This window comes from Paraburkholderia sp. GAS82, assembly GCF_050436285.1.
Classification (GTDB): Bacteria; Pseudomonadota; Gammaproteobacteria; order Burkholderiales; family Burkholderiaceae; genus Paraburkholderia; species Paraburkholderia phenazinium_B.
In genome coordinates, this window is record NZ_JBNDLX010000008.1 from 341,827 (window position 1) to 368,524 (window position 26,698).

Consider the following 26,698-nt stretch of genomic DNA (forward strand, 5'->3'; position numbering starts at 1 on the left):
TCCCTTGAATGCAAGGTGAATCCGGCATCAGTACAGCACGACCGAGCGGATCGACTCGCCCTTCTTCATCAGGTCGAAGCCTTCGTTGATGCGATCGAGCGGCAGACGGTGCGTGATCAGATCGTCGATGTTGATCTTGCCTTCCATATACCAGTCGACGATCTTCGGCACATCGGTGCGGCCACGTGCGCCGCCGAACGCAGAACCCTTCCATTGACGACCCGTCACGAGCTGGAACGGACGGGTGCTGATTTCTTCACCTGCTGCCGCCACGCCGATGATGAACGACTGTCCCCAGCCCTTGTGCGTGCACTCGAGCGCCTGGCGCATCACCTTCGTGTTGCCGATGCATTCGAACGAGTAGTCGGCGCCGCCGTCGGTCAGTTGAACGATATGATCGACGACGTTCTCGACTTCAGTCGGGTTGATGAAGTGCGTCATACCGAATTTCTTCGCGAGCTCGACCCGCCCCGGGTTCAGATCGACGCCGATGATCTTGTCCGCGCCCACCATCTTCGCGCCCTGGATCACGTTCAACCCGATCCCGCCGAGACCGAACACCACCACGTTCGCACCCGCCTCGACCTTGGCCGAGTACACCACTGCGCCGACGCCAGTCGTCACACCGCAGCCGATGTAGCAGATCTTGTCGAACGGCGCGTCTTCACGCACCTTCGCCACCGCAATCTCCGGCACCACGATGTAGTTCGAGAACGTCGACGTCCCCATGTAATGGAACAACGGCTTGCCGTCCAGAGAGAAGCGCGAAGTAGCATCGGGCATGAGCCCTTTGCCCTGCGTCGAACGAATCGCCTGACACAGATTGGTCTTGCGCGACAGACAGAACTTGCACTGACGGCACTCCGGCGTGTAGAGCGGAATCACGTGATCGCCCTTCTTCAGGGTGCCGACGCCCGGCCCGACGTCGACGATTACGCCCGCGCCTTCATGGCCAAGAATCGCTGGGAAGATGCCTTCCGGGTCCGCGCCCGACAACGTGTAGTAGTCGGTGTGGCAAATACCGGTGGCTTTCACTTCGATCAGCACTTCGCCGGCACGCGGCCCTTCCAGATCGACTTCCTCGATCGTCAGCGGTGCGCCGGCCTTCCATGCGATGGCTGCTTTCGTCTTCATGGTGAATGCTCCTGTAGTTCTTGAATCAATCTCGTGATGCGCGGCTTGAACCTTCAACACGACCGGCGCCTATGATCGCTGAAAACTGCGGCGCGCGTATTCCAGCGTTCACCACCGCCAGTTCAAGGCATGTGTCAGCGACGATTGCATGTTTGAGAGAGCGGGGGCTCCGGGAAACGCCAATTGCGGGTTTACCCCGCCACTCCGGAAGCGGCGCCAAAACGGCACTATGCGTCGCCTCGAATACACCTCATGGATTCTCACACATATCGCTTTACATCAGCCCCGTGCTGCGGTCCGACCTTCGCACCGCAGCGCGGGGCTCACAGGCTGTTTGCGCGGCCCACGCATTTCGATCGGCTTTCAAATTGCCCCCACCCATATGATCGTCGCGAAGCCCGGAATAGGCCCCAGTGGTCTTGTTGTGCTTTTTCTCTCCGCATACCTTGGAGTCATCCCAAAACGAGATGGTGGAGAGAGACAAAATGCAATCGAACACGGTTCACCCGTGCGACGAGCGACTGCCCGCAGGCCAGTTGCTCACGCTCGGCATTCAGCACGTCCTCGTCATGTATGCCGGCGCAGTGGCGGTGCCGCTGATCGTCGGCAGCGCGCTCAAACTGCCGAAGGATCAGATTGCGTTCCTGATCAGCGCCGATCTCTTCTCCTGCGGCATCGCCACGCTGATCCAGACGCTCGGCCTGTGGATCTTCGGCATTCGCCTGCCCGTCATCATGGGCTGCACGTTTGCGGCCGTCGGCCCGATGGTGGCGATCGGCACCAACCCGAGTCTGGGCATTCTCGATATCTTCGGTTCGACGATCGCGGCCGGCGTGGTGGGCATATTACTGGCCCCTGCTGTAGGCAAGCTGTTGCGGTTCTTCCCGCCCGTGGTGATCGGCGTGGTGATCTCGGTGATCGGCTTGTCGCTGATGGAGGTTGGTATCAACTGGGCGGCCGGCGGTGTCGGCAATCCTGATTACGGCAATCCGGTGTATCTGGGCCTGTCGCTCGTCGTGCTCACGCTGATCCTGCTGATCAACAAGTTCGGCAAAGGCTTCGTGGCCAATATCTCTGTGTTGCTCGGTATCGTCGCTGGCTTTGTGATCGCCGCGCTGCTCGGCCGCGTCAACATGGCAGGTGTGACGGCCGCGCCGTGGGTGGGCATCGTGATGCCGTTCCACTTCGGCCTGCCGCACTTCGATCCGCTCGCCATCGCGACGATGGTCACCGTGATGTTCGTCACGTTCATCGAATCGACCGGCATGTTCCTCGCGGTCGGCGATATGGTGGACCGCCCCGTGGATCAGAAGACGCTCGTGCGTGGCCTGCGTGTGGATGGCCTGGGTACGTTGATCGGCGGCATCTTCAACTCGTTCCCGCACACATCGTTCTCGCAGAACGTGGGGCTGATCGGCGTGACGGGTGTGAAGAGCCGCTTCGTCTGCGCGACGGGCGGTGTGATCCTCGTGCTGCTTGGTCTGTTTCCGAAGATGGCTCAGGTGGTCGCGTCGGTGCCGGCGTTCGTGCTCGGCGGTGCAGGCATCGTGATGTTCGGGATGGTGGCCGCGAACGGCATCAAGGTGCTGTCGAAGGTCGATTTCGTGAAGAACCACCACAACCTGTTCATCGTCGCGGTGAGCATCGGTCTCGGTCTCGTGCCGGTGGTGTCGCCGCAGTTTTTCTCCAGACTGCCGCCGGCGCTTTCACCGCTGTTGCATAGCGGGATTCTGTTGGCATCGGTGTCTGCGGTCGTGCTGAATCTCGTGTTTAACGGCGTCAAAGGAGAGCGTACCGCGAGGCGCGAAATCCGCCGCGCCGGACATGATTTCGATGGACGTGGTGGCAATGAAGAAGCCGCTCCGGGCGATGAAATGCTGAGGGCTGCGGATCTGCACTGAGTTGGAATGAGGGGAAAAGCTGGTGGGTGCGAGGTGGCACTCATGCGATGCCCGCAAGCCCGAGCGCACAGGCCACGCGGAAAAGGTCGTGCGATAGACGCGGCAGCGCTGAAACAGAAACGCCACGGCATGCCGTGGCGTTTCTGTTTGCTACGTAAGCAGCAGGCCTAGAACAACAGCCCGCCGCCTGCCATTGGAGCTATCGCGCCCTGTGCTTAATTCACCGCAGGCGCAGAAGCCGCCGCCGTTGCACCCGGCGCCGCGCTGTAGTCCACCGGTGCATCGGCCGGACGCGGTTGATCGCCGCTGTGTTCGAGCCACCCGCCACCAAGCGATTGATACAGATCGACCAGGTTCGTCAGCCGCGCGACCCGCGCCGAAATCAACGCCTGCTGCGCCGAATACAGATCGGTCTGCGCAGTCAGCACCGACAGATAGCTGTCCACACCATTGCGATAGCGCAGATCCGACAGATCCAGGCGCCGCTGTTCCGCGAAGGTATCGCGTTCGAGCGCCGCAATCTGCTCGTCGTACGTGCCGCGTGCAGCCAATCCGTCCGCCACCTCGCGGAAGGCCGTCTGGATCGCCTTTTCGTACGTCGCGACCTGGATGTTCTTCTGCACGTGAGCGAGGTCGAGGTTGGCCTTGTTCTCACCGCCAGCGAAAATCGGCAAGGTGATCGTCGGTGTGAAACCCCACGCCGCAGAACCCGGCTTGAACAGCGTACCCAACGTCGGACTCAGCGTGCCGAAGTTGCCCGTCAACGAAATCTTCGGGAAGAACGCTGCGCGGGCCGCACCGATATTCGCGTTGGCGGCCAGCAGGTTCTCCTCGGCTTCCATGATGTCCGGACGCCGCGTCAGCAGATCCGACGGCAAGCCAGCCGGAATATCCGTGAGGAGATTCTGGTTGTCGAGCGTCAGACCCGGCGGCAGATCGTCAGGCAACGGTTCGCCAACCAGCAACACCAGCGCGTTGACCGCCTGGGCACGCAAACGCGCCTCGGCCTGGTAGTTCGCGTTGGCCTGCTCGACCACCGTTTGCGCCTGGCGCAGATCGAGCTCGGAACCTGTGCCGTTGTCGAACTGCAGCTTGTTGATCCGATACGATTCCTGCGCGGTCTTCAGCGTGCCTTCGGTTACCTTCAGCAGATCGTCATACGACAGCACCGTCAGATACTGATCCGCCACCTGCGACACCAGCGAGATCTCCGCCGCCTTACGCGCCTGCGCCGTGGCGAGGTATTGATCCAACGCCTGATCCTTCAGGCTGCGAATCCGGCCGAAGAAGTCGAGTTCCCACGAGGCATTCAGCCCGACGGAATACTCAGTGCTGAGCTCCTCGCCCGGCAGCGCGAGATCCGCCGGAGTACGCGTGCGCGTCTCCGAACCCGCCGCGCTGACGGACGGCAGAAGCCCCGCGCGCACCACCCGGTACTGCGCCTGCGATTGCTGGATATTCAGCACCGACACGCGCAGATCGCGGTTGTTCTTCAGCGCAATCTCAATCAACCGTTGCAGGCGCGGATCGACGAAGAAGTCGCGCCAGCCGATATCGGACGCGGCCTGGGCGTTCGCGCTACGCGCGCCGCCGTTCGCCGGGCCCGGCTGCGTCGCGTAGACGCCGTCCGTCGGAAACGTTCCCGACACCGGTGCGGCCGGCCGGTCGTACTTCGGCTCCATCGTGCAAGCTGCAGCGAGGAACGCGACCGCCACTGCTATCAAAGAGTGTTTTTGCATCTCAATGTCCTTCCTTGCCCGAGCCGCTTCCATCATGACCGTCGCCCTGCGGATCATGAGGATGGTGCTGGTTATAGTGTTCGAGCGCCGCATCCGGATCTTCCTTCTCGCCGCCGAACTTCGCACGAACCACGACGAAGAACATCGGAATCATGAAAATCGCGAGGAAGGTCGCCGTCAGCATCCCGCCGATCACGCCGGTACCAATCGCGTGCTGGCTCGCAGACCCAGCACCGTTACTGATAGCCAGCGGCATCACACCGAGAATGAACGCGAGCGAGGTCATCAGGATTGGCCGCAACCGCAGACGCGCGGCTTCCAGCGCAGCCTCGACCGGCCCCATGCCTTCGCCCTGCTGCAGTTCGCGGGCGAATTCCACGATCAGAATCGCGTTCTTCGCCGACAACCCCACGGTGGTCAACAGACCCACCTGGAAGAACACGTCGTTCTCGAGGCCACGCAGCGTAGCGGCCAGCAGTGCGCCCAACACGCCGAGCGGCACCACCATGATCACCGAGAACGGGATCGACCAGCTTTCATACAGCGCCGCGAGACACAGGAACACCACGAGGATCGAGATACCGTAGAGGATAGGCGCTTGCGAACCAGACTGGATTTCCTGGAACGACAAACCTGTCCACTCGTAACCAATACCCGCCGGCAGCTTGGCCGCAATCGCCTCGATTGCCGCGTTCGCCTGACCCGTACTCTTGCCAGGCGCAGCCGCACCCTGGATTTCCACCGCGGAAATACCGTTGTAGCGCTCGAGCTTCGGCGAACCGTAGGCCCACGTGCCGGTCGTGAACGCCGAGAACGGGACCATCGTGCCGGCGCCGTTGCGCACGTACCAGTCGTTCAGATCTTCCGGGTTCATCCGGAACGGTGCGTCAGCCTGCAGGTACACCTTCTTGATCCGGCTGTCGGTATCGAGGAAGTTGTTCACATAGGCCGATGCCCAGGCGATCGAGAACGTCTGGTCGATCGTGGCGAGCGACACGCCGAGCGCGGCAGCCTTCTCATGGTCGATCGTCACGTTGAACTGCGGCGTGTCGTTCAGCCCGTTCGGACGTACCTGCGCCAACACCGGATCCTTCGCGGCCATGCCGAGCAGCATGTTGCGCGCTTCCATCAGCTTCTCGTGGCCAAGCCCTGCACGGTCTTCCAGTTCAAAGTCGAAGCCCGATGCCGTACCCAGTTCTGGAATCGACGGCGGGTTGACCGGATACACCAGCGCATTCTTATAGCCCGCGAAGTGCATGAACAACCGGCCCACCAGTGCCTGAACCTTCTCGTCGGCGTGTTGCCGCTGCGAGTAGTCCTTCATCCGCACGAACACGAGACCCGCGTTCTGGCCGCGACCGGCAAAGCTGAAACCGTTCACCGTGAAGACGGATTCCACGATGCCCTTCTCTTTGTCGAGCAGGTAGTCGGAAATGTCCTTCAGCGCATGCGCGGTGGTCTCCTGGGTCGAGCCCGACGGCGTCTGCACCAGCACGAACATCGTGCCCTGGTCTTCATCCGGCAGGAACGACTTCGGCAGACGCACGAACAGCATGCCCACCGCCACGATCACCACCAGATAGATGATGAGCCAGCGGCCCGAGCGCTTGATCACGTGGTGCACACCACTGTGGTACTTGTCGCGGCTCTTCTCGAAGGTCCGGTTGAACCAGCCGAAGAAACCCTTCTTCTCTTCGTGATGACCCTGCGGAATCGGTTTGAGAATCGTCGCGCAGAGTGCCGGCGTCAACACCAATGCGACCAGCACGGACAGCACCATCGCCGACACGATCGTCAGCGAGAACTGCCGGTAAATGGCGCCCACCGAGCCGCCCGAGAACGCCACCGGCACAAACACCGCCGACAGCACGAGCGCCACACCGACCAGCGCACCGGTAATCTGGTCCATGGCCTTGCGGGTCGCATCGCGTGGCGATAGTCCCTCTTCAGCCATCACCCGCTCGACGTTCTCCACCACCACGATCGCATCGTCCACCAGCAGACCAATGGCAAGCACCAGCCCGAACATGGACAGCACGTTGATCGAGAAGCCCACCGCGCTCATGATCGCGAACGTACCGAGCAGCACCACCGGCACCGCGATCGTCGGAATCAACGTCGCGCGCAGGTTTTGCAGGAACAGGTACATGACCAGGAACACCAGCACGATCCCTTCGAGCAGCGTCTTGACCACTTCTTCGATCGACAGGCGCACGAACGGTGTCGTGTCATACGGATACTTCACGACAAGACCGTGCGGGAAGTACTTCGACAACTGGTCGACCTTCGCGCGCACCGCCTTGGCCGTAGCCAGCGCGTTGGCACCCGTTGCGAGCTGAATGCCGAAGCCGGCCGTCGGCACACCGTTGTACTTGGTGTCGAAGTTGTAGTTTTCGCCGCCCAGATCGATGCGCGCCACGTCCTTCAGCAGCACGCGCGAGCCGTCCTGATTCACCTTCAGCAGAATGTTGCCGAACTGCTCCGGCGTCTGCAGCAGTGTTGCTTCGCTGATCGTGGCCTGCAGCGCCTGACCCGGTACCGCCGGCGTGCCGCCAAGCGAGCCGCCCGCGACCTGCACGTTCTGCGCGGTCAACGCGGTCTGCACATCGACCGGCGTGAGACCGAAGTTGGTGAGCTTGTTCGCATCGAGCCAGATCCGCATGGCGTACTGCGAGCCGAACAGCGTGACCGTACCCACACCGTCGATCCGGCTGACCGGGTCTTCGATGTTCGACGCGACGTAGTTCGCCAGGTCGTACTTGTTCATGCTGCCGTCTTCGGAGTTGAAGGCCATCACGAGCAGGAAGCTGCTGCTCGACTTGGTGACCTTGGTACCGAGCTGCTGCACGGCCTGCGGAAGCAGCGGCGTAGCCAACTGCAGCTTGTTCTGCACCTGCACCTGTGCGATGTCAGGATTAGTGCCGGCGGCGAACGTCAGCGTGATGGTGGCCGTACCCGAGTCATCGGAAGTGGACGAGATATACAACAAGTGGTCGAGACCGCTCATCTGCTGCTCGATCACCTGCGTGACGGTGTTTTCCACCGTCTTCGCCGATGCGCCCGGGTACGTTGCGCTGATCTGCACGGCCGGCGGCGCGATGGTCGGGTATTGCGCGATCGGTAGCGTAAAGATCGACGCGAGGCCCGCGAGCATCAAAATGATGGCGATCACCCATGCAAAAATCGGGCGATCGATAAAAAACTTTGCCATGAAACAGGCTCCCTGTTATTGCGCGCCCGATGCTGCAGAAGCAGCCTGAGCCGTCTGGGCACCGCTGGCGGCCGGCGCAGCTGCAGCAGCCGCGTCGGAGGAAGCAGGCAGTTGCGCCGCGACAGTCTTGACGTCCATGCCGGGGCGAACCTTGTCGGTGCCCTGCACGATCACGCGGTCACCCGGATTCAGGCCGCTGTCGACCACCCAGTTCGAGCCATACGTGCGCGAGGTGACGAGCTGACGCAACGCGACCTTGTTGTCTGCACCGACGACGAGCGCGGTGGGCGTGCCCTTCTGGTCATGCGTCACGCCGATCTGCGGTACGAGGATCGCCTGATCGTTCACGCCTTCTTCGATGCGTGCACGCACGAACATGCCCGGCAGCAGCACACGGTCCTTGTTCTGGAACAGCGCGCGCACGGTGACGGAACCGGTGCTCTGATCGACCGTGACGTCGCTGAACTGCAGCTTGCCCTTCTCGGAGTAGGTGCGGCCGTCTTCGAGAATCAGCGTGACCTTCGCCGCATCCGGACCGCTCGTCTTCAGACGACCTTCCTGCACATCGCGACGCAGCTTGAGGCCGTCGAGACTCGATTGCGTGAGGTCGACGTACATCGGATCCAGTTCCTGGACCGTCGACATCAACGTAGCCGCGCTCGCCTGCACATACGCGCCCGGCGTCACCTGCGAAATGCCGACCTGGCCGCTCACCGGCGAGACGACGTCCGTGTAGCCAAGATTGATCTGCGCGGTATCCACAGCGGCCTTGCCCGAAGCGACGTCCGCCGCCGCCTGGCCTTCCGAAGCGACTGCGTTGTCGTAGTCCTGCTTGCTGACTGCGTTGGCCGCGACCAGCACCTTGTAGCGGCTGGCCTGCGCCGTGACGGACACGAGGTTCGCCTGAGCCTTGGCAAGCGTCGCCTTGGCGCTGTTCAGTTGCGCGATGTAAGGCGCCGGATCGATCTTGTAAAGACGCTGACCGGCCTTCACTTCGCTGCCTTCGGTGAACTCACGGCGCAGCACGATGCCGTCCACCCGCGCGCGCACTTGCGCCACGAGGAAAGCATTGGTGCGGCCCGGCAATTCGGTGACGACCGGCACGGCCGACGGCTGGACGGTGACGATGCCGACTTCGGGTGTTTGTTGTGGCGGGGCCGATTGTTTTGGTCCGCACGCTGCCAGCAATACGGCAGCCGTCGCGGCACTGATTAAGCGAAATGGAACCCGTTCGACGCGCATGGAGCGACCTCTGTCAAGGCTGAGAGAATGAAAAGTGCGCGCATCCCTACCCCGGGGACGACAGCGCACGCATGCGTCTTACGACGCGTAACCGGAAGCCCAGTAGTGCGGACCCGCTCTGCACCCCGGGCGATATGCGCCAAACCGGGAAATGCCGCACGCCGTCGACCCTTTTGGGACGGCGCATAAGCTTTCTGAAAGGCAACAGTGACGGATATTAACCGGTCGTCACGGCTTGGGCTATCCGATCGATGGGGTGCTATTATATATACATTCGCGAATGCATGTAAAAGTGTCTTTCGCTATCCTTTCAGGCAGTCCAAGGCAATACCTGCTCGCTAAAGACGAAACGCGCGGGCGGATTGTGACGGGCCACGTTTAAAAGTGTCCGGGTAATCCCACCAATACGCAGGTCAGACGAAATGGTCAGAAGGACCAAGGAAGAGGCGTTGGAGACGCGCGCCGGCATTCTCGATGCCGCCGAGAAGGTCTTTTTCGAGAAAGGCGTGTCGCGCACGTCGCTGGCTGACATCGCCCAGGCCGCGGGCGTCACCCGCGGGGCGATCTACTGGCACTTCGCCAACAAAGGTGACCTCTTCACCGAGATGTTCGACCGCGTGCTGCTGCCGCTCGACGAACTGAAGGCCGCGTCGATCAACCCGGAAGAGGTCGATCCGCTCGGACGGCTGATCGAAATCTGCACGCTTTGTCTGCGCGACACCGCGGCCGATCCGCGGCGGCGACGCGTATTCGACATTCTGTTTCTGAAATGCGAGTTCGTAGAAGATATGGGCCCGGTGATGGTCCGCTATCAGACCAACATGCGTGAGGGGCTCGGCAAGATCGAGATCGGCCTGCGCAACGCAATCTCCAAAGGCCAGATGCCGCCCGATCTCGACACGAAACTGGCAGCCACGATGCTGCATGCGTTCGTTGGCGGTTCGCTGAGGGACATGCTGATTCTGCCCGACTCCACCGATTTCGCCGAGCACGCGCAGCAGATGGTGGAAGCCATGTTCGACGCGCTGCGGCTCAGTCCGGCGTTACGCACCGGCGCGAATGGCGAGGCGAAGAAAGCCTGAGGTCCGCTCAGCTCTGGGTACTGAACCAGTGCGCGGCATAAAGCAGCAATGCGACAACGAAGATCATCGCGGCCCACGCCCAGTTCGGCATGGCATGCGGCGTCGGCTCGCGATGCGACACGCTATGCGAGCGTGCCCCGAACAGCGTGCTGGTGGCACGCCCGGAGAGCGAGCCTCCGTGATCGTGCGGCCTGACCCGGCGCGCTACGCTGCCAAGATTGATCGGCCGCAGGAACACATGCTGCCGCCGACTGTGGGTGCCGCGCGCGCGGTTTGGACCTTGCCCATGCTTGGCCTGCACGACCGCGCAGAACTCCGTGAAGAAATCGTCGGCTAGCTCGTGCAGCGCATTCTCGATCTGGCGCGTCGGCAATTCGGCGAGGGGCCCCGTCAAGGTGGCCCACACCGAATAATCGATCCGCGTGCTCGGCGCCTTGTTCGACCCTGAATCGTCCGCGCGCAGCGTCACATCGATCTGTCCACGCAGCGATCCGACACCTTCGGCGCGCGCCTTGAAGTTGAGCGCACGATGCGGCTCGTCGAGCTGTACCGGGTTCTTGTTGGCGACATGGGCGCGCACTTCGTAGTGGGCGCGCAACGGTCCGAGCGGCACCGTCAGCGTCAACGCATACTCGCCGCCCGCAAGGCGGCTGAACGACTCGCAGTTGTCGAGACTCGCGCGCAACAACGCGATGTCTTGCAGCGCGTCCCAGACATCGGCCGGTGCAAGCGCAATCCGTAACGCGTTGTTCAGCTCCATGACCCACTCCCCGAGAAACGCGCCGTCTACACAATCAGGATGTCTGATAGATGCGGTCGACACGCGAAGCATAAAACGCCAGATAGCCCTTGATCTGCTGGACCCCGTCGAGCGGGTTTTCGTAACACCAGGCGGCATTCTCAACCAGGCCGTCTTCGGTGCGCAGATGGAAATAAGACGCCTCGCCCTTGAACGGGCAACGCGACGTATGGTTCGAGCTTTCGAGCCGCGCCATATTGACATCGCCGCGCGGAAAATAAAATACCTCGGGCAGGCCGCTCTCCGTGAGCGTGAGCGCGCCCTGCGTGTCGGCCATCGTGACGCCCTGATGGATCACCCGCACCCGGTGATGGTTGACGCTAATCTCGATGCGATGAGCGCCAGTAGCCGCACCGGAACCCGAAGCGCCGTGGGAGGTCCCTGGGGGACTCCCTGCGGGCGGCGTGGGATCGCTCATGTCAGGACTCCGTATGCGATAAAACGGCGGTTCAGGCAGCGGCCAAAAAGTGATCAGGCAACCATCCACACGAAGCGTCCCAGGAATGGCTCGGACTTCAACGCCCGGCGGCGGCTTTCAGAATGAAAAAAGCCACGGGGAGCACCCGTGGCTTCATTATCGGCCAATCTTCGGCCAATTGCGCAACCTTCGCGCGGCCGGCGAATTCGGCCCGTGTTACTGCGTATTCCAGTAGAAGGCCGACTTGGTGCCGCCCTGGGCGGGCACCGTCACTGCCTTTTGCTGATCGTCGCTCTTGTAGCGCGCGTGCACCGTATAACGGCCCGGACGCAACCTCACGAGCATATAGGGACCGCGCGAATCGGCCTGCAGCACATCCGCGCCGTGTGCGTCGACGATCTGCACGTGCACGTCGGCGAGGAAGTCGGAGCCCGGGCCGGTAAAGCGCAGCGCCAGCGGCCAGTGGCTTTCGGCACCCTGGAGCGCCTTCGACTCGTCGCTGCCGACGCCGCCCGATACGTAGGCCACGCCGCCCTGATGCTGGATCTGCGGCATGCCGCCGCCGTTGACGTTGCCAGCGCTATCGCTCTCGCTGGTGGTGCCGCCGGTCGTGTCGTTCGACTGCTGCGCCCAGGCGCCACCCGCGAGACCTAGCGTCAGCGCCGCGGTTAGCGCCACCGCCACGAGACGTCGCTGATTGCCTTGAAATTTCATTGCATCGCTCCTTGTTAGAGTCCTGGTGGGTCTACCCCCGACAGACAACTGCAACTGCCGTGCCCGCCTGAGTCCCAGACCACTTTTCCCACCAACATCCAACCTGCTGGCCCGCGTTGAGACTACTGTCGCGGCAAAAGGCGGGCGCGCTGCCCGTACAAGGCGCCGGTCCGTGGGCAGTTTATGCAAACGGACCGGCAAGTTTTACGTCAACCGAGGTCCACCGGCACAAAAATCTGCGCGTTATCACGCTGGATCAGGAGGGCGATGCTGTTGCCCGCCTGCGAGATCATCTGCTTCAACTGGTCGACGCTCGTCACCGGACGGCCGTTCACCGCCAGAATCACGTCGCCCGGCTGGATCCCGGCGTTCTCGGCCGCGCCGCCCGACTGCTGCACCAGCAAGCCGTGCGACACCGAAGCGTTACTCTTTTCGTCCGGCGTAAGCGGCCGCACCGCGACCCCGAGACGGCCCTGAACCTGCTCAGGCGCATTGTCGTTCTTCGCGACCTTGGTATCCGACATCGAACCGAGCGTCACCTTGATGTCCTTGCTCGTCTTGTCGCGCCACACCGTGATGGTCGCCGAACTGCCCGGTGCGAGGCTTGCCACCTGCGAGGGCAAATCGGTCGAATCGGCCACCGGCGAACCGTTCACCGCCGTGATCACGTCGCCGGGTTGCAAGCCGGCTTTGGCGGCCGGGCCGCCCGGGTCCACCGAGCTCACGAGCGCGCCGTTCGGCTTGGTCAAGCCGAACGAGTTGGCCAGCGTCTGGTTCATGCCTTGCACGGCAACACCGAGGCGCCCACGGCTTACGTGACCCGTCTTGACGAGATCGTCCTTGACCTTGATCGCTTCGTTGATCGGAATCGCGAATGACAGTCCCTGGAAGCCGCCCGTTTGCGAGTAGATCATCGAATTGATACCGATGACCTCGCCTTGCAGGTTGAACAGCGGGCCACCCGAGTTGCCGGGGTTCACCGGCACGTCGGTCTGGATGAACGGAGTGTAGTTTTCGTTCGGCAGCGAGCGCGACTTCGCGCTGATGATGCCCGAGGTCACCGTGTTGTCGAAGCCATAGGGCGAGCCGATTGCCACCACCCACTGGCCGACCTTGCTCTGGCTCGGGTCGCCGATCTTCACGATCGGCAGATTGCTCGCATCGATCTTCAGCACGGCCACGTCGGATTGCTTGTCGGCACCCACCACCTTGGCGCGGAACTCGCGCTTGTCGGTCAGCTTCACGGTCACGACGTTCGCGCCATCGACCACGTGCGCATTGGTCAGGATGTAGCCGTCGCTGCTGACGATAAATCCTGAACCGAGACTCGCACTCGGCTGGTCGCCTTGATCGCCGCCGCCGTCTCCGCCCTGCATGCCAGGCATGCCGCCAAAGAAGCGTTTGTAGAACTGGTAGAACGGATCGCTAGGATCGATCGGCAGTTGCTGGGCGTTGCCGCCGTTTTCGCCATTGTCGCCGCCGCTGCGCAGAGCGGTCTGCTTGACGACATGCTTCGCGCTGATGTTGACGACAGCGGGACCATAGGTCTCGACGAGGCCGGAGAAATCGGGGATGCCGGTTTTTGCCGCAGCTTCGGCAGGCATCATCGCGGCGGCCTGCGCCGGCGCGATAACCTGCGGCGCGGGCAGATCGCGGTGGCCAGCCACATAACCGGCGGACAGCGCGACGACAACGGCCACGGCAACAGCACTGCGGGACAGGGTTTTCGCATTCATCGTGAGCTCCTGACAGGGAGGAAGGCTTTGGGAATGGGATGAAGCGTACGTGCTATCGCTTAAAAGAGTCTTAAGCAGGGGAACTTCGGCAAAACAGCCAGCTTTCCACCACGCGACGCACTTTCCCCGTCAGAACCGCACGCTCACTTCGAGGCCACCGGCCGGTGCTTCGCCCAGGGTCACGCTCGCGTCATGCTGAAGCGCGATGCGCCGCACGATCGCCAGCCCCAGTCCACTACCGGAGACATCCGTGCGGGCGCGATCGGCGCTCGCCCCGGCACGATAGAAGCGGTCGAACACACGCTCGCGCTCGGCGGGCGGAATGCCCGGTCCGCTGTCGCCAATGCGCACGACCGGATGCCCCGCCTCAATGGTCAGGCTCACATCCACCCTGCCGCCGCGCGGTGTGTATTTGGTTGCGTTGTCCACCAGGTTATTGAACATCACCCGCAGCGCGTCCGCATTGCCAGTCACGCTAGCAGCCTCGCTCGACTCAATGCCGAGATCGACACCACGTTGCTGCGCGAGCGGCGCGTAGGCCATCACGCAGTCTTCGAGCAACGCGTGCAGATCGATCGCCTGGGTCTGGGTGTGCCCGTCCGGTTCCGAACGCGCCAACGCCAGCAACTGTTCGGCGAGACGCGTCGCTCGCGTGACGCCTGCCTGCAGATCGGCGAGCGCTTCACTGCGCGTGGCGTCGTCGGTCGCGCGCGCAACGAGTTGTGTCTGGATCTGCACCGCGGCGAGCGGTGTGCGCAGTTCGTGCGCGGCATCGGCAACGAACGCCTTCTGTGTGTCGAGCGCTGTGGCGAGACGCTGCAGCAGGCCATTGAGCGCGCGCACCAGCGGCTGCACTTCGAGCGGCAGGCGGCTGTCGGGCAGCGGATCGAGCGCTTCCGGATGGCGTGTGTCGAGCGCCCCGGTTACCCGGCGCAGCGGCCTGAGTCCGCGCCCGACCACCATCCACACCGCCAACCCCAGCAACGGCAGCAGTACGATCAACGGCCATAGCGTGCGTAACGCCACGTTCGCAGCAAGGCGGTTGCGCACCGACACCGGCTGGGCCAGTTGCACGACGTTATCGCCGACGATCGCGCCGTACACGCGCCAGTCGCCGCGGTCGGTGCGCTCGGTTGAAAAGCCGAGTTCGGCGCGCGGCGCGAGCGGCGCGCGCGGCCGCGAGTAGTACATCAACGCCCCGTTGCGATTCCAGATCTGCAGCACGATGCCTTCGTCGCCGGTATCGCGCGAGCCGAGCACCTGCGAGAAGGGCTCGGACGGCAGCGCTTCGGCAATCTCCTGCAACTGGTAATCGAACAGTTCGTTGGCTTCGGCGAGCGCCTGACGGTAGATCAGCCAGCCGGCGATGCCGACGCCGAGCAACACGATGGCAAGCAGCCAGAACAGCAATTGACGACGAATGGAACGCATCGGCTCAGGCGTCCTTCGCGATCATGTAGCCGAGGCCTCGCACGTTGCGGATCAGGTCGGCGCCGAGCTTCTTGCGCAGCGCGTGGATGTACACCTCGACGGTATTGCTGCCGATTTCCTCACCCCAGCCATACATTTTTTCTTCGAGCTGGCTCTTCGAGAGCACCGCGCCGGGCCGCGCAATCAGCGCTTCGAGCAGCGCAAATTCGCGCGCGGAAAGCGCGACCGGCGTGCCGGCCAGCGTTACCTGGTGCGAAGCGGGATCGAGCGTGAGCGTGCCGTGGCGGATGGTCGAATCGCTGCGGCCCGACTGACGCCGAATCAGCGCGCGCATGCGGGCGCCGAGTTCGTCGAGATCGAAAGGTTTGACGAGGTAATCGTCGGCACCCGCGTCGAGTCCTTTGACGCGATCGGCCACGGCGTCACGCGCCGTCACGATCAGCACCGGCAGCGTATGACCGCGTGCGCGCAATGCACGCAGCACGTCGAGGCCGTCGCGCTTGGGCAGCCCGAGATCGAGCAGCACCAGATCGTAAGGTTCACCGCCGGCCGCGCTGAGCGCCGCCTCGCCGTCTTCCACCCAGTCGACAGCAAAGCCTTCGCCACGTAACGCTTTGCGCACGCCCTCGGCAATCATCCGGTCGTCTTCGACTAGCAATATGCGCATGACTCTACGATTCCGAAACACTCATGATGCCGCATTCTAGCGCCCGTCCCGGCCTCGTGCGCCTCGCCCCCGCGGATTGCTGCAGGTATGGCGCAATTTCACCTCACCAGCGCGGCATGTCTCTACAATGAGCGCTTTTGCGCAGCGCGCCATCGGGCCCTGAAAACAAGGGGCCACATGGCGACTCGCACAAGGGAAAACAAACGCGCGCATGACGATGAAGTTTTGCTGCGCGCGGCCGTTAGACCCCTTGTATGCCCTACATGAGTACAGCGCGCCGAGCGCCGTGCTTCAGCACGTGACTCTTTGGTTTTTCGCCCGTTCATGACGCACGCCTTTCTGTCTTTTCTCGTCCGCCGCCTCGCGCCATGCGCTGCTTCGTCGGTCTCATTCGTTACTGCTGCACCGTCCACATGCTCTGACGCGATCCCACACGGTACCGTTACCGCGCAAGGTGTCGCCCCAACGCGAGCAGCACGGCGCAACCCGGCGCGGCGTGCCCCAATGGGCGCGGTCGCCCTGCTGATGGCGTGTGCGGCGCTTGCCTGCGCCGCGCCGGCGCAAGCCCGCATCAAAGCCAAGCACCCTACTGTCAGCGTCAGTACGGTGCTGCCGCCCGTCGTCATGACTGACCTCGCACGCGCCCACGTGCCGTTGTCCAATATCAGCGTGGTGGTCGAGAAAGTCGGCGATCGCACGCCCATCGTCGCGCTCAACGCGGGCAAGCCGATGATGCCCGCCTCGACGATGAAGCTCGTCACGACCTACTCCGGCCTGTCGATCCTGGGCCCCGATTACCGCTGGCGCACCAGCGCCTACGCAGACGGCACGCTCGACGCCAACGGCATCCTGCACGGCAATCTCTACATCCAGGGCACCGGCGACCCGAAGCTCGTGCCGGAAGAACTGATCGACCTCGTGCAGAAAATCCGCAAGGCCGGCATCAACGGGATCGACGGCGCGCTGGTGCTCGACAAGCGTTTTTTCGACGCTTCGACGCGCGACCTGCCACCGTTCGACGACGATGTCACGGCTCCGTACAACGTCGGCCCCGATCCTCTGCTGTACGCTTTCAAGTCGCTGTCGTTCACGCTGACGCCGTCGCCTGATGGCAGCGTGGCCATCGACGTCATACCCGCGCTCGCGCAACTTCAGATCGACAACCAGTTGCACGCCACCGGCGGCCCGTGCCGCGGCGAACTGCCCACGCCCGAGGTGACGCCGCAGCCGAACGGCACGGTGAGCGCATCGTTCATCGGCGAATACCCCGTGCGCTGCGGCCCACGCACACTGAACGTGGCGATGCTCGACCACTCGGCGTTCTTCGCCGGCGGTTTCCTCGCGCTATGGGAGCAGAACGGCGGCACCTTCACCGGCGCGACGCGCGAAGGCCCTGTACCGGTCGAAGCACGCCTGATCGCCACTCACGAGGGGCCGATGCTGTCGGACATCGTTCACGACATCAACAAGTTCAGCAACAACACGATGGCGCGCAACCTGTTCCTGACGATCGGCGCGGTCACCAGCAAACCGCCGGCGACGCCGGAAAAATCCGCGCGTGCAATCGAAGCGTTCCTGCAGAAAAACGGCCTCGACATGGAGTACCTCTCGCTCGACAACGGCTCGGGCCTGTCGCGCGACGAGCACATCACGGCGCTCTCGCTGGCGGATCTGTTGCAGGCGGCCAACGCGAGCCCGGTCGCCCAGGTGTTCGTCGATTCGCTGCCGGTGGCCGGCGTCGACGGCACGATGCGCAACCGCCTCACCTCGCAACCGGTCGGCGGCAACGCGCACATCAAGACCGGCACGTTGCGCGACGTGCGCGCCATCGCGGGCTACGTGGCCTCCGCCGACGGTGTCAGTTATATCGTCGTCAGCATCATCAACGACCCACACTCGGAAGCTGCGCGAGCCGCGCACGATGCCCTGCTCGAATGGGTCTACCAGGGACCGTCGCAACCGATGCAGGAAGTCGCGGAAGAACCGCGCAGCAAGCCCAGGAAAAACCCGCACAAGGGCAACCAGCATTGAGGATTCCTTCTAGCGAAGCCATGCGCGGCAGGCCCCAGAGCGTGTACGCTTGCGGGCAGTGTTTGAAGCGCGCGTGACATCCATACAGGCGCGCGCCAACCGCGCGCCACCCAGGGCGGCGTTGCGGAATCAGACGATAACGACAACGCCTGCTGCGGCATTCGCAGCGGCCAGGGACCCAGGAGGAAGACGCCCATGCAATTCGATGCCGAATTGCTGCTGCTCGCCATGGCGCCCGTCTTCCTTGCATGCATCGGCTGGGAGGCGTGGCACCTGCATCGCACGCGCCCCGCAGCACGCCTCTATAGCTGGCGCGACACGCTTTGCAACGCCGCACTTGCGTTGCTGCAGCAGGCCGCCGACAAGCTCGCGTGGCTCGCGATCATCCCCATTTATGCGTATTGCTTCGACCATTTTCGCGTCTACACATGGCGCGCGGGATGGCTATCGTTCGTCGTCCTGTTCGTTGCACAGGACCTGCTCTACTACGTGTTTCACCGCTGCAGCCACCGGGTGCGCTGGCTGTGGGCCGCACATGTCGTGCATCACTCGTCGGAGCGAATGAATTTTTCCACTGCCTTCCGCCAGAGCCTGATGTACCCCATCGCCGGCATGTGGGTGTTCTGGATTCCGCTCGCAGTACTGGGCTTTCCGCCGAAGCAGATCGTCGCCATCGTCCTGATCAATCTCGGCTTTCAGTTTTTCGTGCACACCCAGGCGATCGGCAAACTCGGCTGGCTCGAATACGTGTTGAACACGCCGTCGATTCATCGCGTACACCACGCGCGCAACGACCGCTACATCGATCGCAATTACGCCGGCGTGCTCGTCATCTGGGACCGGCTGTTCGGCAGCTATGTGGAAGAAGATGCCCACGATGCACCGGTCTACGGCATCGTCGAGCCGCTTCACACCTATAACCCGCTAAAGGCGACGTTTCACGAATGGGCGTCGATGGGTGCCGATTTCCTGCAGGTGCAGGGCTGGCGCAACAAGCTGAGCGCGCTGTTCGCGCCGCCCGCGTGGGCTGCCGCGTATCACGCGTCGCGCGACTCGCAGACCGCTGGGCGCCATCCGGACGAATGCGTCAATGCATCGGCAAACAACCCGGCGGCGTTTCAAACGCCACGCAGACCGGGAAAGATTCTGTAAGCTGTCGCCACGCCGCCGACGCGGTGGGCGCCGCCTGCATCACATGGCAAAAAAGGCCACACACATACGAGGAGATGAAATCAACATGAAACAACAGGGAACCAAACATCGCGGTCTGTTGCGCCTGTCGCAAGTCGCGATCGCCAGCGCAGCCTTCGTCATGCTGGCAGCCTGCGGCGGCGGCAGTAGCAGCAGTCCGAGCAGCAGCACGCCGGCAGGCGGCGTCAAATTGCAGGTCGTGTCGTTCGGCGACAGCCTGTCGGACGTGGGCACGTACGCGCCGGTCATCGCAGCAGACTTTGGCGGCGGCCGCTTCACGACCAATCCGGGTCAGGTGTGGACGCAACTGATCGCCCAATACTATGGCGGCACGCTGACCGCGGCTTACCTGGGCGGCTTCGGCCAGCCGCTGGTGGCAGCCGGCGGCTATGGCTATGCGCAGGGCGGGTCGGACGTCGTCATCGCCGAAGGCGAAGGCTGGGCGCCGGACAACCTGGCCGCGACGACCGTGCCGGTCACGACTCAGGTGTCGCAATACCTGAGCGCACATACGAGCTTCAATTCGAGCCAGCTCGTGCTGGTGGACGGCGGCGCGAACGACATCTTCCAGTTCGCGACCACGGCCAATCTGACGGCGCTCGGCACCGCGCTGCAGACGCAGTACCCGGCTGCCGTCGCGGCCGGCCTGCTGCCGAACACGCAGGCGGGTCAGGTGGAGTTCATCGCCAGCTACCTGCAGACGAACAGCACCCAGGTCGCAGCGGCCGCCGTCGCGCTCGCGACGCAGATCCAGACCATCATCGCTAACGGCGCGACACACGTCGTGCTGATGACCGTGCCCGACATCGGCCAGACGCCTCTCGGCGTCGCAGCGAACGCCCAGGCAGCGGGCTCGGCCGCGTTGCTGACCGGCATCAGCGCCGCCTTTAACGGCATCGTCGAGCAGGCGCTCGCGACGCAGATCGCAGCGCACACGGTCATCGTCGCCGATGCGTTCACGTGGCTCGATACCGTCCTGCTGCCGAACGCCCAGTCGCTGGGCTTCACCACGACCAATACCGGCACGGCGTGTAACCTGACGGCGATGGCGGCCAACGCCACCAAGTACGCCACGGCGAATCCGGCTGTCCTGAACGGTCTGACTCCGGCCGAGTATGGCTCGCAGTTCGCCTCGTCGCTGTTCTGCTCGCCGGCGACCTACACGGTAGCGGGGGCCGACCAGACTTATGTCTTCGCCGATACGGTCCACCCGAGCACGCACTCGCACGCACTGTTCGCGCAGTTCGTCGAGCAGCAGATTGCGGCAACGGGATTGGGTAAGTAAGGCGGGACGGGTGACGGTGGATCGAGGTGATCTGATCCGCCGTTTTACCTGTTTGATGGTGGAAGGCCCGGCTGGGTTAAGCCGGGCCTTTTTATTCTTTGAGCGCGTCTGGATCCTGGCGCGTGGCCTGAAAGCGAAACGCCGTGGCGTCGTGGCGTTGCCGGCGCTCATCCGGCCAGTCTTGGCGTGTCGTCCGGAACGATCCTGATGGTGGGCGAATCGAGGATTGCGCGGACCACCGTATCGTCCCGCGACAGTACAGCCCATTCGGCCGGATGGTGCAGGTTGGCATGCACCGAACGCCCGAGTTGCGCATCGAGCGGCGCCAGATGATCGAGCAGATCGTCCAGACTCACTCGCCCGACCACCATCAGATCGATAACGCTCCCCGCCGTATCCGTCCCCCGTGCCACCGCTCCGAACACGAAGGCTTCGTCGATCTCCTCCGTGAGCGGCGCCAGGGCCTCACGCAGCATGCCGGCCAGACCGAACGACTTAGCGCAGATGCTGCGCAACTCCGGGTAAAGCGGAAACTCCGTGTTCGCCTGGAACAGACGCTGGTTGCCCAGTCGCGATTCGCGCAGCACGCCCGCCTCCCAGAGACGGCGCACCGTATGTTGACCGGCGCCGCTGCCGGCGCCTGAACGGGACATCAGTTCCGCGAGATTAAAGGTCCGCTCGGGGGCCGAAAGGACCAACGACAGTACTCGCTGCTCGCGCGGCGTGAACATGAAATCGGCGATGCTCATGCGTCTCCCTTGGTGTGGTCAATACCAATTCTTGGCATGAGTATGCCAGCATCTGGCATCTGACCGCATCTTCACTGCGGAGACTTCTGGGCGGTACGACTCCCAGTTCCTACTCCTGTTGTGTCGCTTATCCCTGCGCTTCGAACGCCGCAGCGGCTCGGCCGAGCCGGTCGTTCACCGCGATCCATTCGATCGTATCGGGGAGCTTTTCGATCAGGATGCGCGTGACGTTCGCGCGATCGAGTGCACGCAACAAGCCGTAGAGTTCACGCGCGTACACGTGGGGATCCTCGGGCGCCGCGATGAAGTGGACGCCTTCAGCCTCGGCCCAGCGGCTGGCGCGCGACACGCGAGCCACGAGCGCCACGCGTTCGTTCGCCTCACGTGCGGCCAGCAGAGGTTCCAGCGCTTCGAACGGCAGCAGCGCAAGCGGTGTGCGCGGCGCGTAATGCGCCTTGAGCGTGCCTGAGGCACGCGGCGCCGTCGCATCCGAGCCATCGGGCAGACGCGGCGCTTCGCCGAGCACTTCGGCGATATCCTGCGGCGTCACGCGTCCCGGGCGCAGCAGTGCGGGGAACCCACGCGACAAATCGAGAATGGTCGACTCGATGCCGACATCCGACGAGCCTCCATCTAGCACATGAATGCTGCCGCCAAACTCGTCGCGCACGTGCTGCGCGGTAGTCGGGCTCACATGACCGAAGCGGTTAGCCGACGGCGCAGCCACGCCGCCGTGACCGCCACGTAGCGCGCTGAACGCTTCGAGAAGCGCCTGCGCCACCGGATGCGAGGGACAACGCAAACCCACCGAGTCCTGTCCGCCGCTCACGGCAGCGGGGATATGCGCGGCGCGCTTGAGAATCAGGGTGAGCGGGCCGGGCCAGAAAGCGTCGATGAGGCGCAGCGCTTCCGGCGGCAGTTGCTCGACCCAATATCCCGGGTCACCATGCGGCGCGAGATGCACGATCACCGGATGATTCGCCGGCCGCCCTTTCGCCGCGTAGATGCGCGCAACGGCGTCAGAACTCTGGGCGTCGCCGCCGAGGCCATAAACGGTCTCAGTGGGAAACGCGACGAGCTCGCCTGCGTCAAGCAGCGCCGCAGCGTGTGTGATTTCCGCGGGACTCACAACCGGGCCAGTCGGGGTACCGCCAGCTGGCTGAACAGCTTCAGCGCCTTCGACAGCGCCCGCAGCACTTGCCGCTTCAGCGGCTTTCGCCGCCGCGCCAGTCCTGCCAGCAGCAGCCTTGGCAGCACCCTCAGCAGGTTTATCTTGATCCGGCATGATCCGAGCGCGTCAGCCCTTCAGGATGTGCAGCAGCCGCGCGCAATCGCGCGCCGCTGTGCGGGCTTCGTCGAGCGTCGCGGCGGTGAAGTTCACGTGACCCATCTTGCGGCCAGGACGCGCCTCCTCCTTGCCGTACAGATGCAGACGCGCGGCCGGCATCGCAGCCACTTCGTGCCACGGCGGCGTGACGGCAGCACGCTTGCCGCCGTCCGGAAACCAGATATCGCCGAGGATATTCAGCATCACCGCCGGCGAGTGCTGGCGCGTGTCGCCGAGCGGCATGCCGGTCATGGCGCGCACCTGCTGTTCGAACTGGCTGGTCGCGCAGGCATCGACGGTGTAGTGGCCGGAATTGTGCGGACGCGGCGCCATTTCGTTGGCCACCATCGAGCCGTCTTCCAGAATGAAGAACTCGACACACAGCACGCCGATATATCCAAGCCTGTCGGCAATCTGCAGCGCGGCCTGTTGTGCCTGGCTGACGAGCGCCGAACTGGCATCCGGCGCGGGCACGACGGTGTGCGACAGCACGCCGTCGCGGTGGGTGTTCTGTGCGAGCGGATAAACCACCGAGGTGCCCTGGGCGCCGCGCGCAATCAGCGCCGACACTTCGAACTTCAACGGCAGGCGCTTCTCCAGCACACACGGAACGCCGCCGAGCGACGCATGCGCCTCGCGCACTTCCTCGGCGTTGCGCACACTCACCTGCCCCTTGCCGTCATAGCCGAGGCGGGCAGTTTTCAGAATGCCGGGCAGCACCGCATCGAGCGCGGCGTCCTTGAGCGCGGCGAGCGCCTGCGACGATTCGATCACCACGTGCGGCGCCACAGCAACGCCCGACTCGGCAATAAAGCGCTTCTCGGCGATACGGTCCTGCGCCACTGCTACACATCGGCCAGCCGGGCTGACAAAGGTGGTGCGCGCGAGAAAATCGAGGCTCGCTGAAGGCACGTTCTCGAACTCCGTCGAAACCGCTGCGCACAGGCGCGCGAGTTCGGTGAGCGAGGCTTCGTCGTCGTAGGCGGCACGCAGATGGCGGTCCGCCACAGCGCCTGCCGGACTTGCTTCGTCCGGATCGAGCACGGCGACGCGATAGCCCATCGCCTGGGCGGCAAAGCAGAACATGCGGCCGAGCTGGCCGCCACCTACCATGCCAAGCCAGGCGCCGGGCATGATCGGTGAAACCGGTGTGTTGTCTGGATTCATCTCAGTGGTCGGTCACGGCCGGCGCACATGAATGTGCGCCACACCGGGGGTCAGGCAATGGACATCAGGCCGATCGGATCAGTCGAATCAATCGGGCCAGCTCATTGTGCAAACTTAACAGGCGGACTTAGCGGACAAACTTCGGCGCATCAAACCGCGCTTACAGCGCGGGCAACACCATCGCGTGCGCGGCTTCGTTCTGGCGCACACGGAACGCGGCCAGCGCGTTCGCGTATTCAGTCGACGTGACGCTCAGAATCGACACCGCGAACAACGCAGCATTCGCCGCGCCTGCTTCGCCAATCGCAAACGTCGCAACCGGCACGCCCTTAGGCATCTGCACGATCGAATGCAGCGAATCGACGCCCTTCAGATACTTGCTCGCCACCGGCACGCCAAGCACCGGCACCGTCGTCTTGGCGGCCAGCATGCCGGGCAGATGCGCGGCGCCGCCGGCACCCGCAATGATTGCGCGCAGGCCGCGCTCGCGCGCCTTTTCTGCATACTCGAACATCTCGTCGGGCATGCGGTGCGCGGACACGACCTTTGCTTCGTACGGTACGCCGAATTCCTGCAGGATCGCAACGGCGTGCTTCATGATTTCCCAGTCGGAACTGGACCCCATCAGCACGCCGACGAGCGGCGCAGCATGCGTATGGGCAGTTTGTGCTGCCTGGGCAGTCTGGACTTGGCTCATCTGTAAAACTTCCTCATCTTCCTTGGCTGCAGGCGCGGCGTTAAGCGAGCGTCTGCCCGGTCAGGCGCTCGAGCGCTTCCTGGTACTTCGCGGCGGTCTTCGCGACGACCTCGTCCGGCAGCTTCGGCGCCGGCGGCTCTTTCTTCCACGACTGCGTTTCCAGCCAGTCGCGCACGAACTGCTTGTCGAACGACGGCGGATTGGTGCCCACCTGGTATTCGTCCGCCGGCCAGAAGCGCGACGAATCGGCGGTCAGCGCTTCGTCCATCAGATACAGCTTGCCGTGATTATCCAGACCGAATTCGAACTTCGTGTCGGCAATGATGATGCCGCGGGTCGCCGCGTAATCCGCCGCTTCCTTATATAGCTTGATCGAGATGTCGCGGATCGTGGCCGACAGTTCGGTGCCGATGCGGCGTTCCATCTCGTTGTACGTGATGTTCTCGTCGTGGTGGCCCATTTCGGCCTTGGCTGCCGGCGTGAAGATCGGCTCAGGCAGCTTTTCCGCATTTTGCAGACCCGGCGGCAGTTCGACGCCGCATACCGCACCCGTGGCCTGGTAGTCCTTCCAGCCGCTGCCAGCCAGGTAACCGCGTACCACTGCTTCGACGAGGATCGGCTCGAGGCGCTTCACTACCACGGCGCGGCCCTTCACCTGTTCGGCTTCGTCCGCCGCGACCACAGACTCCGGCGCGACGCCGCTGAGGTGATTCGGCACGATGTGCTTGAGCTTGTCGAACCAGAAGTTGGCCATCTGGTTCAGCACGCGACCCTTGTTCGGAATCGGCTCGCCCATGATGACGTCAAACGCCGACAGACGGTCGGTAGTCACGATCAGCAACTGGTCGTTGCCCACCGCATAGTTGTCGCGGACCTTGCCTCGGCCGAGCAGCGGCAGCGAGCGGAGCGTGGATTCGTAGAGGGTAGACATCGTCGTAGTTCGCTAAAAGTGAGGCAAAAATGAGACCGGAACAAAAGGGAAACGCCGTTCCCCCTATGATGCGGGAACGGCGAGGCGGACCGCAACCTGGCCGGATGGCCAGGCCCATGCTGTACTGCCAGCTTAGTGGCCGACCTGTGCGAGGCCGCCCGACTTGTACTTCTCCGCAATTTTATCAAGCGAAACCGGCTTGATCTTGCCAGCCTGCCCTTCGGCGCCAAAGGCGACGAAACGCTCCAGGCAAACCTTCTTGGCCGCTTCGCGCGCCGGCTTCAGGTAATCGCGCGGGTCGAACTTGCCCGGATTCTCCGCCATGTAGCGACGGATCGCACCGGTGATTGCCAGACGCAGGTCAGTATCGATATTAACCTTGCGCACGCCGTGCTTGATACCTTCCTGAATTTCTTCGACCGGCACGCCGTACGTTTCCTTCATGTCACCGCCGAATTCGCGGATTTCCGCGAGCAGTTCCTGCGGCACCGATGACGAACCATGCATCACCAGGTGGGTGTTCGGAACACGCCGGTGAATTTCCTTGATGCGTTGAATGGACAGGATGTCGCCCGAGGGCTTCTTGCTGAACTTGTACGCACCGTGCGATGTGCCGATGGCGATTGCCAGCGCGTCGCATTGCGTGAGTTTGACGAAGTCGGCGGCCTGCTCCGGGTCCGTCAGCAGTTGCTCGCGCGTCATCGTGCCTTCCGCGCCGTGGCCGTCTTCCTTGTCGCCCTTCATGGTTTCCAGCGAACCGAGCACGCCGAGCTCCGCTTCCACCGTCACGCCAATCGAATGCGCCGCTTCCACCACCTTGCGCGACACGTCCACGTTGTACTCATACGAAGCGACCGTTTTACCGTCCGCTTCGAGCGAGCCGTCCATCATCACGCTGGTAAAGCCGCTGCGAATTGCCGCCATGCACACTGCCGGCGACTGCCCGTGATCCTGGTGCATCACGACCGGAATATGCGGATACGACTCGATGGCCGCTTCGATCAGATGGCGCAGGAACGGTTCGCCCGCATATTTCCGCGCGCCGGCCGAGGCCTGCATGATCACCGGGGCGTTGATCTGATCCGCCGCCGCCATGATGGCCTGCACCTGCTCCAGATTGTTTACGTTGAATGCCGGAAGTCCATAGCCGTTTTCGGCGGCATGGTCCAGCAGTTGACGCATTGATACGAGAGGCATGCACTACTCCTAAGTTGAAACGAATCCTGTGCCGTCGGCATCTAATTTT

At 63.3% G+C, this 26,698-nt stretch carries 21 protein-coding genes; 5 read left to right on the forward strand and 16 right to left on the reverse strand.

Annotated elements, in window-relative coordinates:
• Nucleotides 1–27 precede the first annotated feature (27 nt).
• Nucleotides 28–1,134 carry an S-(hydroxymethyl)glutathione dehydrogenase/class III alcohol dehydrogenase gene (locus P3T17_RS25590; protein ID WP_074263473.1) on the reverse strand — a complete coding sequence of 369 codons (1,107 nt, stop codon included), beginning with the start codon at nt 1,132–1,134 and terminating at the stop codon, nt 28–30.
• 485 nt (nt 1,135–1,619) lie between these two features.
• On the opposite strand from P3T17_RS25590, the gene P3T17_RS25595 reads away from it, so the two are divergent.
• On the forward strand, nt 1,620–3,035 hold the full coding sequence (locus P3T17_RS25595) for a nucleobase:cation symporter-2 family protein (protein ID WP_074263472.1): 1,416 nt from the start codon (nt 1,620–1,622) through the stop codon (nt 3,033–3,035).
• A 215-nt stretch (nt 3,036–3,250) separates the two neighbouring features.
• On the opposite strand, the gene P3T17_RS25600 is transcribed toward P3T17_RS25595, so the two are convergent.
• Genes P3T17_RS25600 through P3T17_RS25610 form a run of 3 tightly spaced genes read right to left on the reverse strand, consistent with a single transcriptional unit; the run spans nt 3,251 to nt 9,227 of the window.
• Nucleotides 3,251–4,774, reverse strand: a complete 1,524-nt coding sequence (locus P3T17_RS25600) for an efflux transporter outer membrane subunit (protein ID WP_429409316.1) — start codon at nt 4,772–4,774, stop codon at nt 3,251–3,253.
• A 1-nt stretch (nt 4,775) separates the two neighbouring features.
• On the reverse strand, nt 4,776–7,985 hold the full coding sequence (locus P3T17_RS25605) for an efflux RND transporter permease subunit (protein WP_074263470.1): 3,210 nt from the start codon (nt 7,983–7,985) through the stop codon (nt 4,776–4,778).
• Between the two features lie 15 nt (nt 7,986–8,000).
• Nucleotides 8,001–9,227 carry an efflux RND transporter periplasmic adaptor subunit gene (locus P3T17_RS25610; protein ID WP_074263469.1) on the reverse strand — a complete coding sequence of 409 codons (1,227 nt, stop codon included), beginning with the start codon at nt 9,225–9,227 and terminating at the stop codon, nt 8,001–8,003.
• Between the two features lie 422 nt (nt 9,228–9,649).
• Between P3T17_RS25610 and P3T17_RS25615 the strand changes: the two genes are divergently transcribed.
• Nucleotides 9,650–10,309, forward strand: coding sequence for a TetR family transcriptional regulator (locus P3T17_RS25615; RefSeq protein ID WP_429409318.1), 660 nt, complete (start codon nt 9,650–9,652; stop codon nt 10,307–10,309).
• A gap of 7 nt (nt 10,310–10,316) precedes the next feature.
• Here the strand turns inward: P3T17_RS25615 and P3T17_RS25620 are convergent, their stop codons facing one another.
• From P3T17_RS25620 to P3T17_RS25645, 6 genes are all read right to left on the reverse strand, one after another.
• On the reverse strand, nt 10,317–11,069 hold the full coding sequence (locus tag P3T17_RS25620; protein WP_429409319.1) for a CoxG family protein: 753 nt from the start codon (nt 11,067–11,069) through the stop codon (nt 10,317–10,319).
• A 34-nt stretch (nt 11,070–11,103) separates the two neighbouring features.
• Complete coding sequence (locus tag P3T17_RS25625) at nt 11,104–11,526, reverse strand: DUF427 domain-containing protein (protein WP_429409320.1); 423 nt, start codon at nt 11,524–11,526, stop codon at nt 11,104–11,106.
• Between the two features lie 216 nt (nt 11,527–11,742).
• Nucleotides 11,743–12,240 carry a carboxypeptidase regulatory-like domain-containing protein gene (locus P3T17_RS25630; RefSeq protein WP_429409321.1) on the reverse strand — a complete coding sequence of 166 codons (498 nt, stop codon included), beginning with the start codon at nt 12,238–12,240 and terminating at the stop codon, nt 11,743–11,745.
• Between the two features lie 209 nt (nt 12,241–12,449).
• Entirely contained in the window at nt 12,450–13,976 is a 1,527-nt protein-coding gene (locus P3T17_RS25635; RefSeq protein ID WP_074263464.1) for a DegQ family serine endoprotease, read from the reverse strand.
• Between the two features lie 129 nt (nt 13,977–14,105).
• The gene (locus P3T17_RS25640) at nt 14,106–15,407 is read right to left on the reverse strand and encodes an ATP-binding protein (protein WP_429409322.1); all 1,302 of its coding nucleotides are present in this window, start codon (nt 15,405–15,407) and stop codon (nt 14,106–14,108) included.
• A 4-nt stretch (nt 15,408–15,411) separates the two neighbouring features.
• Complete coding sequence (locus tag P3T17_RS25645) at nt 15,412–16,074, reverse strand: response regulator (RefSeq protein ID WP_074263462.1); 663 nt, start codon at nt 16,072–16,074, stop codon at nt 15,412–15,414.
• Between the two features lie 324 nt (nt 16,075–16,398).
• On the opposite strand from P3T17_RS25645, the gene dacB reads away from it, so the two are divergent.
• The 3 genes from dacB (at nt 16,399) to P3T17_RS25660 (ending at nt 20,581) form a co-directional block, all read left to right on the forward strand.
• Nucleotides 16,399–18,105 carry a D-alanyl-D-alanine carboxypeptidase/D-alanyl-D-alanine endopeptidase gene (gene dacB / locus P3T17_RS25650; protein ID WP_429409323.1) on the forward strand — a complete coding sequence of 569 codons (1,707 nt, stop codon included), beginning with the start codon at nt 16,399–16,401 and terminating at the stop codon, nt 18,103–18,105.
• A 195-nt stretch (nt 18,106–18,300) separates the two neighbouring features.
• Nucleotides 18,301–19,257 (forward strand): sterol desaturase family protein, encoded by a 957-nt coding sequence (locus P3T17_RS25655; protein WP_429409324.1) that lies wholly within the window; start codon nt 18,301–18,303, stop codon nt 19,255–19,257.
• A gap of 85 nt (nt 19,258–19,342) precedes the next feature.
• Nucleotides 19,343–20,581: an SGNH/GDSL hydrolase family protein gene (locus tag P3T17_RS25660; protein ID WP_429409325.1), complete on the forward strand. Its 1,239-nt coding sequence runs from the start codon at nt 19,343–19,345 to the stop codon at nt 20,579–20,581.
• Nucleotides 20,582–20,748: 167 nt separating this feature from the next.
• On the opposite strand, the gene P3T17_RS25665 is transcribed toward P3T17_RS25660, so the two are convergent.
• From P3T17_RS25665 to fba, 6 genes are all read right to left on the reverse strand, one after another.
• Nucleotides 20,749–21,330: a nucleotidyltransferase domain-containing protein gene (locus tag P3T17_RS25665; protein ID WP_074263459.1), complete on the reverse strand. Its 582-nt coding sequence runs from the start codon at nt 21,328–21,330 to the stop codon at nt 20,749–20,751.
• A 127-nt stretch (nt 21,331–21,457) separates the two neighbouring features.
• Complete coding sequence (locus tag P3T17_RS25670) at nt 21,458–22,615, reverse strand: L-threonylcarbamoyladenylate synthase (protein ID WP_429409326.1); 1,158 nt, start codon at nt 22,613–22,615, stop codon at nt 21,458–21,460.
• Nucleotides 22,616–22,627: 12 nt separating this feature from the next.
• The gene (locus P3T17_RS25675; protein ID WP_429409327.1) at nt 22,628–23,824 is read right to left on the reverse strand and encodes a 5-(carboxyamino)imidazole ribonucleotide synthase; all 1,197 of its coding nucleotides are present in this window, start codon (nt 23,822–23,824) and stop codon (nt 22,628–22,630) included.
• Nucleotides 23,825–23,984: 160 nt separating this feature from the next.
• Nucleotides 23,985–24,521: a 5-(carboxyamino)imidazole ribonucleotide mutase gene (gene purE, locus P3T17_RS25680; RefSeq protein WP_429409328.1), complete on the reverse strand. Its 537-nt coding sequence runs from the start codon at nt 24,519–24,521 to the stop codon at nt 23,985–23,987.
• 40 nt (nt 24,522–24,561) lie between these two features.
• Nucleotides 24,562–25,452, reverse strand: a complete 891-nt coding sequence (locus P3T17_RS25685) for a phosphoribosylaminoimidazolesuccinocarboxamide synthase (protein ID WP_074263456.1) — start codon at nt 25,450–25,452, stop codon at nt 24,562–24,564.
• A 132-nt stretch (nt 25,453–25,584) separates the two neighbouring features.
• The gene (fba, locus tag P3T17_RS25690) at nt 25,585–26,649 is read right to left on the reverse strand and encodes a class II fructose-bisphosphate aldolase (protein ID WP_429409329.1); all 1,065 of its coding nucleotides are present in this window, start codon (nt 26,647–26,649) and stop codon (nt 25,585–25,587) included.
• Between the last annotated feature and the right edge of the window lie 49 nt (nt 26,650–26,698).